Here is a 19,692-nt window from a genome sequence, read left to right on the forward strand (position 1 = left end):
ATTATCAGATGGGTATATGATCCAACTTCACTATCGCGATAAGTAATCGTTTCAAAATCAACTATCTTATCCCACGTCATCATTACCCCTTCATGTTTCATACCATATTGATCGATGAGTAAAATGACGTCTCTCCTCAATAAGACCATCCATTTATACAAGGACAGCAGCGAGAAGATGATCAGTAATATCCATGTCAAACGTGTTCTCTCCGCGTAAAGAAATATAAAAACGGGTAGCGTCGTTACAAGCAGACATCCGATCATTGTTTTCGTAAAGTCGGCTTTGAGTTTTATTTCATTCTCACGCATAGGTAGTATTGCTCTTTTCACCATAGGGTTTAAATATTTGTCAGGGATGATGCATTTCCTTTACCTGTCTCGTAAATTTACCGGGTACCATCATCAATATCAGCTGTTCATGTAGCCTGAATCTGCGCACCTTTCTATAAACGCAAAGTAGTAACGGTACCACCCGCGGGCGTCCCAGGGCAAGTAACGAGTTCACGTGTTTTGACAAGAGCGACCGCTGAATATCAAGCAGGAGAAAATAACGAAATCCCCCTAAATGCTTTCTGTATTGCTTAAACAGGTCTTCAGTGAAGGAACTTTTTAAAAGGTTACGGATCACCTGGTTTGCATAGATCTCTTTCCATTCGCTGTAGTCAGCGGGGAGATCCTGTATGTGCATTTGCCGGCCAATCCTGGCGAAGGTGCGTACAATTTCATCTTTTTCCTGGTTACTTAATTTTCTTTCCAATAGTTCGAAAGAAGAGATCGAGTAATAGATCAACATGTACAGCACGTCCTGGTAGCCGTCATTCGAGATCTTATGACCACGGGCCGACTCTACATGCTGGTGTATCGTATTTATTTTCTCAATGGATGAAATAGCCTCTTTCTCTTCCCTGAAAATGATATGCTGCGCATATTTTACAGTTGAGAACAAGCGTCCTATAGGATCACCGGGTATTTTACCAGTAAAATATAACCAGTCCACCTCTCTGTTTAATGCAAATTCTGCAGCAGCACCCGCGAAGATAAATAAGGTAATATCCGTAGTACTCCATATTTTCTTGACAATTGATGCATCGTCCACAAACGTATTCATCGTAATATGATTTAAGCGGCTACCGGCGTCAACTGCCCTATCTTCTTGTGGCATATCAGCAGGGGAATTATGCCAATAATGCCGAATGAACAGTCGATCAGACGCCAGAAAACAGGGCTCTGCCTGATGTACCCGGCTATAAATAATCTATGCCTTTATTACTCGCCTTGTTATCGCTGTTTGCATAACCATAAAAGCGCTTTGCAATACAAAGTAAGTAAAGATATTCCACATTTCCAAGCATCGCTTCAATCACTGGGCAAACACCTATCAGTAACCATTGTTCCCCTCCTACCCTGCTCCCCGTTTTCTTAAACTAGTTCAATGGTTTGGGAATTCCGCTATATCTATCTTGCAATGCAATAAAACGCAAGAACATGGATAGAAAGGATTTTCTAAAGAAAGGCTTACTCGGAACCGGCATGTTTGCAGCAACAACGGCACTGGGAAATGTATTAAAGAATGACGTAGATGAGATCAAACCGCTGGAGATCATTGGATATAACCATCTACCCAATTCAGAAGATGTAGATGTACAGGAGAACACCGTTTTACATAAAGCCACTACAAGGGGAAAAGCAGACCATGGATGGCTGTTATCATGCCACACCTTCAGTTTCGCCAATTACTATAATCCCAAACGTATGCATTTCGGCGTATTACGGGTACTAAATGACGACCGCGTTGAAGCGGGTATGGGATTCGGCACACATCCTCATGACAACATGGAAATAATCAGCATCCCGTTGGAAGGTGACCTTGAACATAAAGACAGTATGGGCAATGTGGCACTTATCAAAAATGGAGATATACAGGTCATGAGCGCCGGTACAGGCATTACGCATAGTGAATACAATAAAAACACGGACAGACAGGTAAAGTTCCTCCAGATATGGGTGTTCCCCAATAAAAGGAACGTGACACCAAGATATGATCAGATCACGCTAAAACCCGGGCAGCGACATAATAAGTTTCAGCAGATAGTCTCTCCTGATCCTGCTGATGCTGGCGTGTGGATCAATCAGGATGCCTGGTTCCACCTGGGGAAATTTGATAACAATTTTGCTTCGACATACACGGTGAAGAGAAAGGGAAATGGTGTATACGCATTTATCATTAAAGGTAGTGCCATTATACAGGGACAACAGCTGGAAGGAAGAGACGGATTTGGTGTATGGGACACTGCAACGTTGAGTATTAAAGCGACTTCTCAGGATGCGGAAATTCTGCTGATGGATGTTCCGATGATGCTATCTTAAAAGATTACAGCGAATACCTGGCCTCTACAATCAGGTATTCGCTGAGCTATAAATACCTATATAGCTATACAGGCCTAACCCCACCATACAATTCCGCTGGAGGGGCTCCATTATAGTGCCCAGCTGTATCTTCAATAAACTGCTTTACCGTATGTCTTCCAGTTGCATGTAGAAATATTGCCTCAGGCCAGGGATCCATTGTGATCATCTCTGGACCGTATGGATCAAAGTCCGGCTATCTCCGGCCGTTCCCTTATTATTCCCCCCACACTTTCACATGGGGCAGGGACCAGCTGTAGCGCACCGCTAATAGCCTTATTACAATGATCGTCACAATTGTACTTATAAAGATCACATCCCGGGAAAATGCAAAGTATTCTCCCGCAAAGAACACAACACCTCCCGCCATACAAGCCGTAGCATATACTTCTTTGTGAAAGATGGCAGGTACTTCATTACAGAGTATATCTCTGATCACACCTCCGAAACAAGCTGTTACAGTGCCAAGGAGTACACATACCAGTGGATGCAGGTTAACAAGCAATCCTTTCTGAATACCAATAAGCGTAAAAATTCCCAGGCCGATCGCATCAAAGAACAGCAAGGACAATGGTAGTTTCAGCAACACTTTCCGGAAGAGAATTGTAATGACCACCGATCCGGTTACTACATAGAAATTTGAAAGGTCCGTTAACCAGGTAACAGGAAAATTACCGATAAGTATATCTCTTAGTGTGCCGCCGCCAAATGCAGTAACGATCGCAATCATCAAAACACCAAAGATGTCCATCCTTTTTTCGATTGCTGTCAATGCCCCTGAAATAGCAAAAGCGATGGTGCCTATATTATCCAATATTGAAAATAACATATTACCAAATTCAGTTAAATAAAGCCCTAAATATAAGGAAATCATCTAATTCAAACTGGCCCATCCGGGCAAAATTTAGGGCATCTTATACTATAAAATGGCTCCGATCTAAGAAATGGTATCATAGTTGCCATAGACAACAATGGGGCGACAGATTGTCCTGAATGTTCCGGATAAGGCACCAGGATGATCTTTAAAAAGCCGGTAAAACCACATTGGGAAGATGTTCCGGGGCCGCACATCGTAAACTACTATATTAACAATGGCTATCAGGTTAGAAGTGAAGAAATCTATGATGCAAAGGGTGAAAGTGATTTTTGTGGGTTTATTTATGATCAGTAGCCTCGTTGCAGGCGCCCGCACTACACAGGATACTACAAATCGGGCACAAAAAACCGTTTATCTTTTCAGCGGTCTGGGGGCTGACTCCACTATATTTATGAATCTGAAACTGCCGGGGTACCGAAAAGTGTACATCAACTGGATTCCCGCACTGCCAAATGAAACCATTACCGAATATGCAGGCAGAATCAAGAGTCAGATCACTGTTGAAAATCCGGATATCATCGGGCTTTCCTTTGGAGGGATCGTTGCGGTGGAAGTCTCCAAACAGCTGAACGTAGATAAAATGGTATTGATCTCTTCCGTGAGAACCCGACGTGAACTGAACCGCAAACAGTTCTTTTTCATGAAACTGGGTCTCTATCGTATCATACCCGGGGCATTGATACAACGTACTAATTTCCTCACCTACCAGTATTTTGGCGCGCGGTCACAAAATGACAAAACAACGTTAACAAATTTACTAAAGCAAACAGATGTAACTTTTTTTCGCTGGGCCCTGAAGAGTATCGCCTACTGGGACAACACGTCGGCTCCGGAAAGGACCATTCAGATACATGGCACGGCTGACAGAGTGATCACCGGCAGACGTGTTCATCCTGACTACCGCATTAAAGGAGGAGGCCATCTCATGGTTTTTAATAAAGCAGATACGATCAGTAAGATCATCACGAACTATTTTCATGAATAATTACTATTAAATCGTTATATAATAGATCCGTGCAGATCAGCTGATCTACACGGATCTATTATATGATGTGATGAACTACAACTGCTTTTTAAAGTTCTTATCTATATATTCATCCAGTTTATTGTCGTCGTTAGCCGCTATCACTTTCTCGAGCGCCTTATTCTTCACTACGGCAAGTCCTTTCTGATATACCCTGATCACTGACAGCAAACCCGCCTTTGCTGCGGCTGCCTTATCCGCTGAAGACTGCTTGCTGATACAGTAGCTGGCATAATTAGCCATATAGACCATCAGCAGCTGAGGATTTTTATCAAATACTTTCAACAACGGATCTCCCATTTGAACCGTGACTGTAGGTGAACCGGTAAGCCATTCCATTAGAAAGCCATTGGACAGCAAACGCTCATCTTTTTGTTTGTCAAGATCTGTCTCGGTGATCCATTCTGTTAATTGCTGGAACAGGGGTTCTGCTTTAGCATAATCTTCCTTTGCTTTAAGTGCAGGGAACGCAGGCCGGTTCTGTGCGAACGTCGTTAGCCCCAGCAGCAGTGCAAACGTTACTGACAATAAAAATTTCATATTTATGAGAGGGTTGTTTTAGACACGAAAGAAAATTACAGGATTAGTGGACAATAAAAAAAACGTCATCACGTCTTTGGTAAACGGTCAGCGTTCAAGTTAAGTATTATCTATTAATAAAATATTAAAGAATATGTTAAAATAAACCGGGACCATTGTGATCACCTCCGGATAAGGAACAGATCTGTTCCGGCCTCATAACCGGCAAATGCCATGAAAGTACACAGATAACTGCACTGAGATTGTCTACATTCATGTATTGTTTGTTTTTAGCACTTAATTCCAATCCACATGAAAAACCCGATCTTATTGTTTCTGTTCCTTCTTTCTTGCGTCACCGGCCATGCACAGGTCCCCTGGTTATACGTAGACGGTAACCGGATCAAAGACTCCAGTGGTAACAATGTCACCCTGAGAGGTGTGTCCATCCTGGCCCCGGAACATAATAATGAATGTACGACCTGCGCCAGCAAACCTATCAGTGAAATGCTGGAATGGCAGGCAGATGCCGGCAGAGGTTGGCAGTCGCGCGTTGTACGCCTCCAGGTCACGTGCGCAAAAGTAAGCGACCCCGCACAGAGCTTCGCTGATATTATAGACCCTTATGTACAGCAGGCCATTGCAAAAGGGTTGTATATCATCGTCGACCTTCACTTTGTGTCGAACTACGGATCAGGTGGCATACCACAGGTATTTGTGATGAATTTCTGGAAATATGTAGCGCCGAAGTATGCCAATACCCCCAACGTGCTGTTCGAAATTTATAATGAACCTATTAATCCGGATGTATGGACAACATGGAAAAGTTACATCCAGCCGGTAATAGATACGATCAGGACAGTAGCGCCAAGGAACATCATCCTGGTAGGTGGCCCCCAATGGAGTACAAGAGTGAACAGTGCCGCCGCCAACCCTATGACAGGCGGCAATCTGGTGTATGTATATCATATTTATCCCAATCAGGGAGCCGCCACAACGGCTAACCTGAATACAAGGTTTGGTACAGCTGCACAAACGATTCCCGTGATGGTAACTGAATTCGGCTGGAATGATAACAGTGATTATTCAGATGGGGTAACACGCGGTACGACCACCGGCTGGGGTACACCTTTCAGGACTTACCTGGATGCGCATCCTGAGATCGGCTGGACGGGGTATATCTTCGATAACTTCTGGAAACCTCAGTATTTTGACTGGAACTGGAACCTGATGAGTGGAGAGAACCAGGGGCAGTTTATGCAACAATGGTTTGCCGGTAAGAAAAATGACGGACAGCCCGAAGCCGTACAATTAAGCGCCTACCCTGTCTCGCCAACTGCGATTAACCTGACATGGCCAGCTGATTCAACAGGTGTCCTGAAGCGTGCTACGATTAGCGGCGGCCCTTATACGGTCATTGATTCTCTCACTGCTACTAATTATTCCGATACGGGCTTAACCGCCAATACGACCTATTATTATGCGATCAATGATGGTCCGGAAATAGCTGCTACGACAGACCCCAACGGATATGCCCCTGATGTGCCGATGTACCTGACAAGCATCGCCGGCAATGCGGCTATTGAATTGAACTGGTGGAAAAATGCAGTAGGTGCCACCAGTTATAATGTTTACAGGTCTACGGCAGCAATGGGGCCCTACACGCTGATGGCAACAGGTATTACGGGCACCACCTATACGGATGCCAGTGTGACAAATGACGTGACCTACTATTACAGGATCTCATCAGTGAGTACTGTAGAAAGTGCACAGGGCCATGCAGTAGCAGATGTGCCCTCCGCCAATATGGTGATCGTGGATAATGTTGCTGCGGTGGCCACCGGTTCATGGACAAACAGCACGTCGTCCCCCGGGTATTATGGTTCCAATTATATGGTAGACGGGAACACAGGCGCGACCGGAGGCAGGCAGATGCAGTTCACACCAGCGCTGCCCGTAGCAGGCACATATGATGTGTATATGCGCTGGGCATCGGGCACAAACAGGGCTTCCAACACCCCGGTTGATATCAACTACGATGGTGGCAGCAGCAGTTACCGTATCAATCAGCAGATAGAGAATGGTGTATGGAAATACCTGGGGACTTACAATTTCGCAGCCGGTACTACAGGAAATGTCGTGATTCGAAACGACTCCGCAAATGGATACGTGATCGCTGATGCTGTGAAATTTGTGCTACGTCCGGCGGCATTATCTGCCAGCATGCTAAAAAAGACGAACGTACAGGCGTTCACCATCTATCCTAATCCGGCTACAAACACGATCCGGTTCTCGGGGGTGGATGTAAGCGGCAAGATCATCACGATACACGACCTGTCGGGGGTACGGAAAATGTATGTGGTAGGGAGACAGCAAACACTGGATATATCAGCATTACAACCGGGAATGTATTTTGTAACGATCTCCGGGGAAAAAATATTAACAGGTACTTTCATCAAAAACTGAGGGCTGGCTTTTGGCAGCTATAGCCAGGTAGCAACAGATGACCGCTAACACTCATCTGCAAAATATGCAGAGAAATGTTGGCGGTCTATCCGTGATCTGCATGATCAGTGTCCACCTGTAATATCATCCGCCAGCTCCACCACTACTCCGCTGTTCTGCCCGCGGAATAGCGCTGGCGAGGCTTCTTATCAATAATGGCGCACTGGCACCTACCTGCGCCACCATCAGCGTTGTATATTTAACCTCACTTCCGTGAAACGTACAATATCCCGCGAACCCTCCCAGGAGAGGTGCAGCAATATAGGGTATCCAATACGTAAAACGGGTAAAATCCGGGGCTCTGGAAGCATCCAGCTTTAAGGCTTCCAGTAAGTTCAATAGCTGCACCATGAAACCAGCCAATGCCGGCAACCAGATATACTCTTGCATACAAAATAATTTAGGAGTTAATCAATACGATTCTTAAATGCACCTATTATTTGGTTCATCAGCGGCTCACTTCTCGAAAAATCTTCCTTCGAAGCGAATAGCTGATCGCCCTCTTTGGAAAGCCGGGCTGATCTCACTACCTGGGGCGAGGCATTCAGTGCCTTCATCACCTCAAGTGGATCCGCTTCTGCCTTGCTGGCCAGTTCAGCGAGAGGGTACCATACCCGCTCTTTATCAGTGTTCATGTAGTTTAATATGTTTGTAATATTCATAACGGTAAGTTTTAAATCCAGTTCAAACTTAACACGTCCTGACGATAGCTGTTACGGGAAAAACAGCCGTTGACCTTACGGGGAATTTCCCGTAGTTGTAGATACTATGCTTATACTACAACGGTTGCCTGCCTTTACTTCATTTGTCACCCAGAAAGAAAAAGGCGTCTCAAAAGTAATTGAGACGCCTTTTTCATTGGAAATAGCTTTTGCCTAATATCCACCGGTATTTGAGGCCCAGCGTGCAGTCGCACCCTGGTAAACCACCAGATTACCATCGTTCTGCAGCACGAGATAACTACCTGGGTAAGCAGATGTACCTGAACTCCAGTATGGAACAAAATTGTTATCATACAGTACTAAGTTACCGTCACCCTGCATGATCGCCTTCGTAATGCCAGGATTACCATAAGTACCGGAGTTCCACAGTGCCACATTGTAGTAGTAGAGAACGAGGTTACCATCTCCCTGCAATACGAGGATAAACCGGCCGTCTTCTGAACGGATCAATTCACCCTGTGCAAGTTGCTGACCAGGTTGCAGGTTATTAGGACCACCCAGGGTAACAGGATACAGTGACAATAAAGCGACCTTATCATAATAAGACAGTCCAGCCCAGCTTGCGCCACAGGTGCCGCCATTCATGATGGAAGAGCCGTCAGTGGAAGGCGTGCTTGGGATATGGATAGCAGCTGATTCGCCGCTTGGCTGCCAGTTGGTATGACGTAACCCGATACAATGCCCGAGTTCATGGGCTACCAGCATGGTTAACTGCGCTGTACTGGTAAGACCGTAGTAGTTCAATGTGTATTCAGAAATATAGACAACATTGAAAGGCTGCCCATTGGAGAACGGAAATCCTGCCTGTCCACAAACGCCTAACTGTAAGCTGTTCTGTGTTACGGTGATGTTCGCGCTGGATGAAGAATACACCCTTGTCAGCCGTATGCCTGATCCTACGGCGTTATACGCTGCTATTACGTTATCCAGGATCGCACTCAGGTTGATCGTACTAAATGAGCCGTCAAGATACACGTTAATATTGCGGTAGGCAGGCGCCACCAGGTATGGTGAACGGGCCTGTTCAGTTGTTGGCGCACCAGTGCCTTGTCCGGGTTCTTTTTTGTAAAAGATCAGGTCATGCTGCACGATGTAACGATCCGGCAGTTCTTCGATATCGCTGAGGGTATACCCTTCTGACAGGATCCTTTTGATAACAGGATCATTGGTGTTGATGGCACCGGAAGATGTCTCTTCGGTTGTATGCTCTTTGGAACAGCTGATAGCGAATGACATCAATAGGACTACATAAAGTATGTACTGAAATTTGCGCATAAAAAAATGGTTAACTGATTAATAAATTGCTCTTAGGGTGATAAAGGATCGTGTCTGGTGGGGCACGTGAAGTCATTGTAAAGTATAATTGGGTTTTCAAATACGGGGTTGAGATACTGCACGCCACATCGCGTCAGGGGCAGCTGCTCGCGTGACAGGTTGGGACATAACAATAGCTACCGGCTGACATACCTGATCAGTCAGTCGTGATAAGGGGGCATCCTTTCTAACAGATTATCTAGCGCATGATGCTTCGCGGAAAGAGGTTATGGAACGTGTAGTATACAAATCGTTTTGGTGGAGTAACAATACGGGTTACAATAACAGGGTTCATGAGGGAAACATTTTCTGTAAGATAGGAAAGAATCCACGAAACACAAAGGGCTTGTGCCAAATAATTTTCGTAAAGGGACAGGTCGTCGCCCCTATCCCTTTACGTTATAGTATTTTTATTGTTAAATGTACACTTAACTAATAACGGTATAAGCAGATCTGTTTTACAAACACAATGCTTCTATCACATCCAGTACACCCTCCTCATTATTATCCTTCTCTGTCACGAAGTTCGCCGCCTCGAGGATCTTCGGATAAGCGTTCTTCATAGCATAACTGTACTTTGCCGCCTTCATCATCTCATAGTCGTTCATAAAATCACCGAATACCAGTGTTTCATCCGGACTTGTACCAGTCAGCTGCTGCAACATCTGCACCGCCTCTCCCTTATTGGCATCCGTACGTGTCACATCTACCCACAGGGCACCACCCAGGGCTACCTTCAATCTGTCCGCAAACTGCGTATAGTGAGGAAAGCTATGATGATCTGCACCTTTCAGATCGAGTACAGACATCTTCAGTATAGGCTCTTCCACTTTGGTGAGATCTTCCACGATTTTTATATTCTTCTGATAGATGAGGACCTTTTCCAGTAACACCTTGTCCTCACATTCCAGGAACCAATAGTCTTTACCACATAACACGGGATAGGTACCCGTTATACCACGGGAGGTATTGACCAATGGGGCAATCTCCTCATGAGGCAATGGCTTGGACAGGATCTCCCTTTTATCATGCATGATAAAACTACCATTATCAGAAATAGCATATACGTGCGCCATGATAGGCGGAAAATTCTCAGTAATGCTGAAATGCGGTCGGCCGGTAGCAATACCCAGCTTAATTCCTTTCCTGAACAGGCGGCTGGCAATATCCCAAAAACGCTTCGGCACCTCGTGCTGATCATTCAACAGCGTACCGTCCAGGTCTGTGACTACTAACTTGATCATTAGGCAAAGCTACTATCTATTCTTTATCTTCCTAAGTAATTTACAACTAAAAATCCCTATGACCCATCTCCCGCTAACTGGCATACAGTGCTTATCTGCCTGGCATCTGGTACAGGCTTAGTCTGGTATTTCCATAAATATATCTGTTCGCCCATTCCCGGGGTAACGTGTCAGCAGCATGCCAGATCTGGCAGCGGGTAACAGCTGCACCTCCTGCACATAACTGACTAGCCTCCACCCGTGTTTCTGAGGTGCCGAAAGGTGCCTGATCCCCTATCTTTATCGTCACCATACCGTTATCTAAAGGTCACTTCAAGGGCACTTCAATATCCCTGGGATATTGAAGTGCCCTTGAAGTGACCTTTAGGTGACCTGTTAGTACCCATTTGGTATACCTATCAGGTAATATTTTGGCAGGGACCGGGCAAAAAGAAAATGTACTACTTACTATTGACACATTCCAGTTATTCACATAGTATATGAATATCATTTTATAGATTACCTTTGCCACCCCAAACCCTTTAGAGTTACCATACCCTAGCAAAAAATGTTTTTATGAAAACCAGGTTCATTTACCAGGACGACAAATCACACAAATTCTGGCATATCGACACAAATGGTACTGACCTTACCGTACAATATGGCAAAGTTGGCACGACAGGACAATCCCAAACCAAACAGTTCGCTTCTGCAGAAGAATGCCTGAAAGCGGCGGACAAACTGATCGCTGAAAAAGAAAAGAAAGGCTATATCCGGCAGCATGACGACGTAACCACCACGACGCCTACACCGGTGGATGACGCATTTGCACCTCCCGCCGAACTGTATGCAGATCTCCTGGCCTTGGCAACATACCTGGAAGAATACTATCCGGAAGAACAACCGGAGGTAAAAAAGGTAAGCGAAGACGATATTACGGCTATGGAAGACAGTGCCGGATTCGAACTACCTTCTTCCTATGTGGACTACTGGCTTGAAAAAGGTAGCTTCCTTTTCAGCAAAGATGATTTCACCTGCGAGATCTATGCCTATACCGGCGACGAGCAGCAGGGTGATAACCTGTATAACACACTGGTCATCCTTCAGAATACCTATCATTTCACCTTCCGGCTGACAGAACAGGAGAAAGACTATTTTTCACAGTGCTGTTGGGTACTCGGCACGGCCGGCACTGACAATGAGGTACGGCTGTACGTAGCCGATCCGCTGGAAAATGTACATATCCTCCATTTCCCGAAGGGATTTGCAAAGACAAATAATGAGGGCTTTGAGGAAGCAATGGCGCCCATCATGCGTGAAAAGAGCAAATTCAGCATGATGATCTCAAAAACGGGTACTACATCGGGTACACCGGTTGCAGTAGCTGAACCCACCTATCAGGAGACCCCGGCTGCAAAAATGGGAGATGGTTTCGAGGAACTGGCATATGATGAGGTACTGGAACGCCTGGGGGTAGACCAGCTGTTTGACTACTGGGACGATGAAGACAGTGACTACGCTGAAGACTATGAAAGCGAACGTGAATACTTCGAAGATGGAACGATCACCTTTCATGACGGCGACCTTCATGCCGGAGAAGATCATGATATCGGCGGACTGATTGTGGTGCGGGGCAATATGACCATCACAGGAAAGGTCTCTTTTCAATACTACGTGACCGGCAATACGACGGTTGATTATATCGACCTGTCAGATTTCCAGCGAACACTGGGTGAGGAAACCATTAGATACGTTGCCTCCGCCTACGCTGAAGACGACGAAGCATTGCGTAAATTGGCATACAGAAAGATCAATGCTCCCTACTTCTTCTCCTGGTTCTACGACCTCGCGTATTTTGATTTTGCGCCGGAGACGGTGATCACGGCCCTCTACAACTATGATGACCTGACCGCCTACGAAACGGATAACACCTTCCTGATGTGGCATGAGTATGCCTATGCGTTCAAACCGGAGCTGTACTACACCGTTGAAGCATCTCATCACGATGAACTGACTGTGGCAATAGACTCTTTTTATGAGGCCGTGAAGGGCGGACTGAACCCCTTCCTCGATGGCGTAACGCCCGAAGGCATCAATCTGGTAAAAAAGGGAGAAGCACTGGAACAGGAAAATGACCTGCTCGGCGCTTACCAGACTTACAGGAAAGCCATCAGCACTTCACCAGGATATTACCCTGCTTATAAGGCGGCCGGCAAACTCTTATATGACCAAAAGGCCTATGCGCAGGCCATGGAACTTTATGCTAAAGCTATTCCGCTCACGCCGGAAAAAGTGCAGTACGAGATCAGCTGTATCGAAAATGGCGGAATAGCCGCCATCAGACTGGGCAAATACGATCAGGCCATTGAATGGGCACAGATAGGAATTGCCAGAGACAATCAGGTAGCTTTTTCACTAAGGATACTCGCAGAAGCATTGATCTGCATGGGGGAACTGGAGGAAGCGAAGCCTTATCTGGAAAGATCGATTAAAATAAAAAACTTTTTCAGCAACAACTGGTTACTGGGGCTCATCTACTTCCTGCAGGGAGATACGCAGAAAGCCGATACCTACTATCAGGTGGCCGTTGAGAAAAATGGTAAAGCCAGACCTTACACAGAACATAAAGACCTTACCTACATCTACGGTGAACCTGTCACGGTAGACTGGGACACCCGAAAACCAGTATCGACAGAGAAAGGACAGGAATACTGGGACCGGTTCCTGACAGAAAGCCTGCCGGAATATGGTCTGGATCTCTATTCAAGAGTCGGCCAGTGGCCATCGCAATGGATATTTGCAAAGGTCAGTAAAATACCAGCAAAGTACCGGACCAGTGAAATGCTACACTTGCTACTGGACCATACAACCCGGGAACAACCGGATATCACCGGACGTGTGATCGCTTATTTTGATCCGGCGTTACTGACGGAAGAGATCATTTTCCAGGCAGTGAACAGGATGGAACCAGCACAGTATGAGGAAATTCCTGCGGCCTGTATATCCGAGAAACTGCTACGGATACACCCCAAAGGCATCGACCTCTCTGTACTACCGGCTGACCAACTGAATTATGCCCTCTGCTTTGACGCGGTGAGCCAGAACCAGCACAACTACAAATACGTACCAAAGGCGTTTCAGGACGAGCGGATGAATGTTGCACTGATAGCAGGTGGCAACCTCGGAGACTATCCTGTAAAGCGTCTACCTTCTAAATATTATACCAACGAATATATTAAACAGGCGATCGATATTCATATCATGGCGATCACCAGATTACCCATGGCGCTTGTCGACAAAGAAGTCTACGAGCATGCAGTGAGCCGGTATGGTAGTGATCCTATGTGGCCTTTCATTGTAGAACGCTATGACGGGAATACCTGGCGTTACGGTTCACTGTCAACGGTAGAAATACTGGGTGAAAATGTCCGGAAATTCGGGATTGACGTGTTTGATCATGTAGAGGCAAAATATATTTCCAGACAAAGTTACAGCTACTACAAAAAACACCTGGGACACCTGCCGGCATTTGAGGAGAAGGTAAAAACCTATGGCTGGGAAAAGAACAGGCAGAAGAGCAGCGAATATGACGAGGAGAAACAATTCTCCTATGACACTTTCCGCAAAGTATGGTCCTGCTTCTGGACGGAAGACTTTATTATAAAGGCGCTGGGCAAAAAAGAGGATAGGGAGCGCCTGCTTAGTCTCCCGGATAAATTTAAGACACAGCGGATCTGCGATATCGCCGTAAAGATGAACGCCTATGACTTTGCGTTCGTGCCGCGCCAGTTTATTACGCAGGAGATGTGCATGGATGCCTGTTCGAGTAAATATGGCAGTGCGCTTGAATACGTTCCTTTGGAAATGCGGACCACGGAGATCTGCAAAGCGTCAGTGGCCAGAAGTGCGGACAATATTAAATTCGTCCCTGTACCACTCCGTAGTACTGAACTTTGTATCAATGCGATCTTACAGGACAGCAGGCTCACGACTTATATTCCGCATGCGTTATACACAGCAGTATTCGAATCCTGTTTTAAGAACAGGAAGAAAAGCTTCTCCGAAGATTTTCTCCTGGTCAACTGGGGCCTGGGCCTGATCATCGATAAACAATACAGCGCTGCAAGAGAAAAACTCTCTGCTGTAAGTACAGATAGCAGTAAGCATTACCATCATGCCACTTATTACATCGGCTGGAGTTATTTCCTGGAAGGCGACCTCAAAACTGCCAAAGAGCACTTTACCAAATCGCAGGACGTGGCCAAACAAGCCGATCTGTATAACGCAGAGATGCTGACAATTCCTTACGCATCCTTCCAGCTACTGCCCGTACCGGAAGTCTATCCATTCTATAAAGAGCAGTTCAACACACAAATGGAAGAGGCCTCAGTGCTGGTACAAAACGGCGATTACAGTGAAGCGATGGCTTTACTGAAAAACCTGGAAAAACAGCTCACTGATGCGCAATGCTCCGAAATGAACTGGTGGGCCTACGTATGGGATCATCAGCGTTATGCACTGTATGAAGCCGGTGAACAGGGAGCTTCCCTTGATCTCTGCCGTCGCATCATTGCCGAGTTGGGGAAGGTCACACTCTGGGACTATCTGGAAGACCACAATATTATCCGGGCTGCGTTACGTGCGGCGCATAATAATCTGGCCTACAGCTATTATCAGACAGCTACGGACCTTGCCGGTGTGAAGGAGGGCCTGCATCACATCAAGGCTACGGTGAAGACCATCGCACCTATCGAGAATAAAAGCGTACTGAATATATTCTACGAAACACAGGCACTGCTGCTGTATAGGGCCATGGGCTTTGACCCTGCCTACAGAAAAGACCTGGAGAAGGTCGTCGCGAAGATCGAAAAACTGCGGTCGAAAGATCAGATCGAGCTGAGTGATGAGTACGAACAGATAAAATTGTAAACAGAAAGCCGGATGTAGATCGTACATCCGGCTTTCTTATAGTAGCGCCCCTGTTCACAGGGCACTGTATGCGTAATTATCTGACTACAGGCGCGGGCTTTACAATGCCTTCCTTCATCTGCTGCTGTTGTTCCAGGTAAGGCTTTCTATAGGTCTCCAGGAACTGCTTTTTAGCATCCCTGCAGGAACTAACGCCACCAATAAGCTTCAGTGTCCAGATATAGCACCATGCAAGATCGATCTGTCCTTTCAGAAATCCTGAACGGGCACTGGCAGGATAAAGGTGGTGGTTATTATGCCATTCACCAGCTACGATACCAGGCCACCACTGATTGATAGACTTGTCTTTATTGTTATAGTCAAATCCGGACACCTGTTTTTCTTCTCCTTTCGCATGACCTTCGTAATTAAAGGTCCTGACACCTATACCCCAAACACCTGCACCAGCCATGGTCGCCAGTACCAGATAAGTACCCCCTATCAGGTAAAAGATGGTCAGCCAGAAAGCGAGGTTAGCCGCCATTGCCAGCAGCGTATACCATGGATTCGCAATAGAACCCCATTTCTGATAAGCTGCATAGCTGTTTGCCTTCACACCGGTATGACGCAGCATTGCGGCCGCTTTTTCATAGTCTTCCTTACTGAGGTCTTTGGCGATCGGCTGATGATTGGCATCTGCCAGGAAGCAATATAAAAAGCCTCCTTCCGCATTGTAAGGATCACCGGGTTGATCGGACAAGGCATGATGCACATGGTGAGATACGATATATAATTCTTCCGGTATGAGTTTGATGACAATATTTTCAGTAAAGAAACGCCAGAACTTATTACTGAAGGTATACGCATGATGGGTGCCATAGCGATGGTACCAGATCGTACCGTGTGTACCCATGAAGATCATACCATATACAAATGCTACCAGCAGGTACCAGGCATTAAAGTCAGTGATCTCTTTCCAGATGAACAAGACAAAGAAGGGTGCCAGGCACAAAGTACTCATCCATGAAAAAAACGGCAACCAGTTTTTGCGGGAAGCAAAGATGTTGATCCGCTTAAAAAACTCGGAGAATAATTGTCTGGTTGTAGGTTTTACCAGTGCACCATCGCTGGTCTTCCACCCATAACTGGGAGGAGCTAAAACAGTTGAAATAAAGGACATAGTTCAAATAAATTGCTAGAAAAAACAGTTCCAGGTATTGTTAATAGAGTTTAGAACAGATAAAAGGAGAGCTGAAAATGAAAAGATTAGTTGTTACTGTGGAGAGTAAAAAATAATGCAGTGATAAAAAGCCCGACAAATATGTCTCTCTAAATGTATCACAAATTTTTCACATTACATATTATTATTTGAAAAAGAATGCTATAATAATTGACATAGTATATATTAATATATATCATATACAACATAGAGCGTGTGACAGGTGCGAACCCATCTGCATCGGCAGACCGGCGAAATCTTCCAACATTTTTCGTGTTCCAACATCAATATGTCAGAAAAAGTATCTAACTTATATGAACATATCATCCCGTTATGACACCAGGATACTGGCTGACGGTTTCACTGGCGTTAACGTTTGATCAGACCCATTTCATGCACACATATACTATGAGCGATAATCCCTTTTAAACATCTCAAATAACCCTTGTATGATGAAAATCCCCCTGAGGCCCTACCTGATGGCAGGCGCACTATCACTGTTTTTTTATTCCTGTAGCAAGCATGCGGAAAAGACCACGGAACTCAGTCCCTCGAAAGATGACGCTGTTATAGCCTATATCAAAAAACTGGGCTTTCCGGCGTCGGCTATCAAAGATGCCGGCAATGAGTATATCGTGGAAGGTGACATCTCGTTTCCAAAAGACATGGAGGTTCCGTCCCTGACGGGTCCCACTACCGAACAGTATTATACGGGATACCTGGTTAGCCAGGCAAACCGTACCAATATCAGGGTAATGGTGGATGCCTCTATGCAGAGTATGATCGCTGAGGTCAATTCGGCTATTGACCAATGGAACACTGTACCTAATACAGATCTCCATTTTACGATTGTGACCAGCGGGTCTTATGACATCCTGGTCAGGGACCAGAACCTGGGCGCTGGCGGCTGCGGACAGGCAAGATTTCCGATTAACGGCCTGGCAGGCGGTCTTGTAATGATTAACAAGTCCTACATTGCCGGTAACAGCTTCGAGCAAAGACAAAGGACCATTACGCACGAGTTCGGGCATTGTATCGGCTTCAGGCACACCAACTGGGCCGCGAACGGAGAGCCACAGAATGGCACGGATGATATTGGCACACCGGCAGGCGCCATCGATGTACCTGGCGTGGGTGGAACCGATGCGGGTTCACTGATGAATGGCAGCCAGTGTGGCATAGGCGCCAGCCGTTTGTCTGATAAGGATAAGCAGGCAGCAGCCTCGCTATATCCGAAGACATTCCCTAACGGTTCTTCCGGTACATTAGCTACCATGGCCGGTATTGATATTGGTAATGATGATGCAGTGTATTTCTGGGGACTGGCTGGTCAGGTAACAAGGGGTAACTCGACTTTGATCTATGGACCGACCACGGGTTACACGTTACCGGCAGGCAAGACGTATGCAGATGTGATTGACATGGGAATAGCCAATACAGGGTATGCCTATGTATGGTATAAGGACGGCACCGTGTCCGCAGGTAGTCAATATAATCTCGGCTCCTTCTTTGCACCCAAGCCCTTTCAACTTCCTGCGGGAAAAACACCTGCCGATATAGTAGGCATTGCTATTGCCAAGAATACAAGTTATTGTTATGCATGGTACTCGGATGGGACAGTATCTGCCGGTTACTCAGATAATCTGGGTGCATACATTGCCCCTTACCCCTACACACTGGCTCCTGGTAAAACATATACCGATATCGCTGATATTGGTATAGCGGCAAGTTCCGGCTGGTGTTATGCCTGGTACAAGGATAATACCATGTCAGTCGGATATTCTGACGATCTGGATTACTATATTCCGTTAAAGCCGATGAACTGATCTATAATTGGCCATCCATCAAACAACAACGCCGGAGATGGTCTCCGGCGTTGCTGTTTATAAATATTTCTTCGGTTTTACTTCTTTCTATCCCTCCTGATCCTCATCATCACCATCTGCATCATCAAACTCATCTGACATGATCACACGCTCAATGTATAGGGTGCCAATAAACTGTTTGAATTTCTTCCGCATGAGGTCGAACACTTCAGCAGGCGCCTTGTCCTTCTGATAGTAAAGTTTAAAGGTATCCATCGGGATGCCCAGTTCGGCAGCGATGTCCGTATCGGTCAGGGTCTTACCGGCGTCTTGTGCCCGTTCTATTAGTCTGTCGATAGTTGCAGGAAATACCTCCCGTACATTTTCTTTTTTGGCTCTCATGATGAATGGTTTGCTCAGAATCCTGAAGGGGGAACGGATCGTAAGTTATCCTAACTTGCTGATATTCCGCGCTCAGAGTTCTGCGTTGCCCGCAAAAGTAGTTAAAACCGGGAAAATGCAACTGAAATTTTCGGGGAGTTATGCAATAGTGCCGGACGAGCTGTAGTGTAGTGTAAAAAGGCAATTCGCTGATTATTACTGCCTTCCTGTAACGAATATTACAAAATACCTATATCTTTATCGCACCTTATTTCCCTATATTAATAAATGGCTATGCGCAAATTGCTGCTTAAGAATCTGCTACTGACATTGTTATTCTCATTTTTATCAGCAGGTTTTATATTCAGTATGTACTATTCGGCTTCAGAGCCGGGATTCGAAGCAGGACAGGTATTGTTCATCATTCTTATCATTGCGGAGATCTTCGGGCACCTGTTATTATTTTTGTCGGCGCTGCCCGTATTGGCGCTTGCTAAACCCGTCAATTTTGCTAACAAGTCCACCAGAATTGTGTATTACTTCGGAGGCCCGGCGGCGCTGACGATCCTGTTGATCCTATTGATTGCTACATCAGATGGATTTAGTGAGATGCTGCTGATGATGGTGCCGCATGTCACGTTTCTGAGCATACATACGACCTTTTACTACAGGTTGGTTAAAGCGCAGCAGGAAGTGTGATCATATGGAATTTTTGCAGAAAGCGCAAACGGGTAAATGTTGTACAGATAGCATTAAAGAGAGCTTGCTGAAACTTTTCTGTTAACGT

Annotated in this window: 16 protein-coding genes; 6 read left to right on the top strand and 10 right to left on the bottom strand. The window is 45.7% G+C overall.

Going from position 1 to position 19,692, the window contains the following annotated elements; all coding sequences use genetic code 11:
• Nucleotides 1-351: 351 nt before the first annotated feature.
• Complete coding sequence (locus tag GWR21_RS03935) at nt 352-1,110, bottom strand: oxygenase MpaB family protein (protein WP_162330483.1); 759 nt, start codon at nt 1,108-1,110, stop codon at nt 352-354.
• Between the two features lie 377 nt (nt 1,111-1,487).
• Between GWR21_RS03935 and GWR21_RS03940 the strand changes: the two genes are divergently transcribed.
• Nucleotides 1,488-2,369: a pirin family protein gene (locus GWR21_RS03940; protein WP_162330484.1), complete on the top strand. Its 882-nt coding sequence runs from the start codon at nt 1,488-1,490 to the stop codon at nt 2,367-2,369.
• Between the two features lie 256 nt (nt 2,370-2,625).
• Here the strand turns inward: GWR21_RS03940 and GWR21_RS03945 are convergent, their stop codons facing one another.
• Nucleotides 2,626-3,237 (bottom strand): trimeric intracellular cation channel family protein, encoded by a 612-nt coding sequence (locus tag GWR21_RS03945; protein WP_162330485.1) that lies wholly within the window; start codon nt 3,235-3,237, stop codon nt 2,626-2,628.
• A 262-nt stretch (nt 3,238-3,499) separates the two neighbouring features.
• On the opposite strand from GWR21_RS03945, the gene GWR21_RS03950 reads away from it, so the two are divergent.
• Nucleotides 3,500-4,270 carry an alpha/beta hydrolase gene (locus tag GWR21_RS03950; RefSeq protein WP_162330486.1) on the top strand — a complete coding sequence of 257 codons (771 nt, stop codon included), beginning with the start codon at nt 3,500-3,502 and terminating at the stop codon, nt 4,268-4,270.
• 75 nt (nt 4,271-4,345) lie between these two features.
• On the opposite strand, the gene GWR21_RS03955 is transcribed toward GWR21_RS03950, so the two are convergent.
• Nucleotides 4,346-4,849, bottom strand: coding sequence for a hypothetical protein (locus GWR21_RS03955; RefSeq protein ID WP_162330487.1), 504 nt, complete (start codon nt 4,847-4,849; stop codon nt 4,346-4,348).
• Between the two features lie 291 nt (nt 4,850-5,140).
• On the opposite strand from GWR21_RS03955, the gene GWR21_RS03960 reads away from it, so the two are divergent.
• Complete coding sequence (locus GWR21_RS03960) at nt 5,141-7,294, top strand: cellulase family glycosylhydrolase (RefSeq protein ID WP_162330488.1); 2,154 nt, start codon at nt 5,141-5,143, stop codon at nt 7,292-7,294.
• 123 nt (nt 7,295-7,417) lie between these two features.
• Here GWR21_RS03960 and GWR21_RS03965 read toward each other — a convergent pair whose 3' ends face one another.
• The 5 genes from GWR21_RS03965 to GWR21_RS03985 all read right to left on the bottom strand — a co-directional run bounded on the left by GWR21_RS03965 (nt 7,418) and on the right by GWR21_RS03985 (nt 10,905).
• A complete protein-coding gene (locus GWR21_RS03965; protein WP_162330489.1) occupies nt 7,418-7,723 on the bottom strand; it encodes a hypothetical protein in 306 nt (101 codons plus the stop codon).
• Nucleotides 7,724-7,740: 17 nt separating this feature from the next.
• Nucleotides 7,741-7,995 carry a hypothetical protein gene (locus GWR21_RS03970; RefSeq protein ID WP_162330490.1) on the bottom strand — a complete coding sequence of 85 codons (255 nt, stop codon included), beginning with the start codon at nt 7,993-7,995 and terminating at the stop codon, nt 7,741-7,743.
• 213 nt (nt 7,996-8,208) lie between these two features.
• Nucleotides 8,209-9,330 (bottom strand): M57 family metalloprotease, encoded by a 1,122-nt coding sequence (locus GWR21_RS03975; RefSeq protein ID WP_162330491.1) that lies wholly within the window; start codon nt 9,328-9,330, stop codon nt 8,209-8,211.
• A gap of 497 nt (nt 9,331-9,827) precedes the next feature.
• Complete coding sequence (locus GWR21_RS03980; protein WP_162330492.1) at nt 9,828-10,613, bottom strand: HAD family hydrolase; 786 nt, start codon at nt 10,611-10,613, stop codon at nt 9,828-9,830.
• Nucleotides 10,614-10,704: 91 nt separating this feature from the next.
• A complete protein-coding gene (locus GWR21_RS03985) occupies nt 10,705-10,905 on the bottom strand; it encodes a hypothetical protein (RefSeq protein WP_162330493.1) in 201 nt (66 codons plus the stop codon).
• 263 nt (nt 10,906-11,168) lie between these two features.
• Between GWR21_RS03985 and GWR21_RS03990 the strand changes: the two genes are divergently transcribed.
• Nucleotides 11,169-15,521, top strand: coding sequence for a WGR domain-containing protein (locus tag GWR21_RS03990; protein ID WP_162330494.1), 4,353 nt, complete (start codon nt 11,169-11,171; stop codon nt 15,519-15,521).
• Nucleotides 15,522-15,597: 76 nt separating this feature from the next.
• Here GWR21_RS03990 and GWR21_RS03995 read toward each other — a convergent pair whose 3' ends face one another.
• Complete coding sequence (locus GWR21_RS03995) at nt 15,598-16,680, bottom strand: fatty acid desaturase family protein (RefSeq protein WP_162330495.1); 1,083 nt, start codon at nt 16,678-16,680, stop codon at nt 15,598-15,600.
• A 488-nt stretch (nt 16,681-17,168) separates the two neighbouring features.
• Between GWR21_RS03995 and GWR21_RS04000 the strand changes: the two genes are divergently transcribed.
• Nucleotides 17,169-18,545: a M57 family metalloprotease gene (locus GWR21_RS04000; RefSeq protein WP_162330496.1), complete on the top strand. Its 1,377-nt coding sequence runs from the start codon at nt 17,169-17,171 to the stop codon at nt 18,543-18,545.
• Between the two features lie 87 nt (nt 18,546-18,632).
• Here the strand turns inward: GWR21_RS04000 and GWR21_RS04005 are convergent, their stop codons facing one another.
• Entirely contained in the window at nt 18,633-18,926 is a 294-nt protein-coding gene (locus GWR21_RS04005; protein WP_162330497.1) for a hypothetical protein, read from the bottom strand.
• Nucleotides 18,927-19,199: 273 nt separating this feature from the next.
• Here GWR21_RS04005 and GWR21_RS04010 point away from each other — a divergent pair, with 273 nt between their 5' ends.
• On the top strand, nt 19,200-19,604 hold the full coding sequence (locus GWR21_RS04010; RefSeq protein ID WP_162330498.1) for a hypothetical protein: 405 nt from the start codon (nt 19,200-19,202) through the stop codon (nt 19,602-19,604).
• Nucleotides 19,605-19,692: the final 88 nt, after the last annotated feature.

The sequence above is a fragment of the Chitinophaga agri genome (assembly GCF_010093065.1).
Classification (GTDB): Bacteria; Bacteroidota; Bacteroidia; order Chitinophagales; family Chitinophagaceae; genus Chitinophaga; species Chitinophaga agri.